At 42.8% G+C, this 484-nt stretch carries 1 protein-coding gene; it reads left to right on the forward strand.

Annotated features, from left to right (window positions below):
• Nucleotides 1-484, forward strand: a 484-nt coding sequence (locus tag M975_RS23150) for a hypothetical protein (protein WP_167350546.1), incomplete at both ends; no start/stop codon positions are given.

Consider the following 484-nt stretch of genomic DNA (forward strand, 5'->3'; position numbering starts at 1 on the left):
ACCGTCTTTCACAGATTTACTGTATTGCGCTTAGCATCAGCACGCTGATGATATTTCGCAGAATCCTTGATGATAACGCCCAGTTTTTCTTAGATATCAGTATTCCCCTGGCGTTAGCTTCCGGGATCATCGGCAATTATTTACAAGAAGTGGTGAGTGAGAGCCTACTAAAATTCCGGCGATGGAAAGATAGTAGCTACGTTAACATTCTCTCTTTTTTTATCACCCTGGGTATTATCGCACTCTTTAGTGGCGTCATTAAACTAGGCGCGGCCATCTGGTTAAAAGATGGGATGGACTTCCTCAGTAGTTTATCCCTGTATTTTTATCCCAAAGATTTCTTACATGGCATTTCATACGTATTGTTGCGCACTGTGCCATGGTTCTTTGGCCTCCACGGTTATTATCTTTTTTTGGATATTGATGTTGCTTTTACCGCCGCGCAAAAAATAAATATCAGTGACTGGCATACCCTCCGCCACCC

Source organism: Buttiauxella brennerae ATCC 51605, from assembly GCF_001654925.1.
Taxonomy (GTDB): Bacteria; Pseudomonadota; Gammaproteobacteria; order Enterobacterales; family Enterobacteriaceae; genus Buttiauxella; species Buttiauxella brennerae.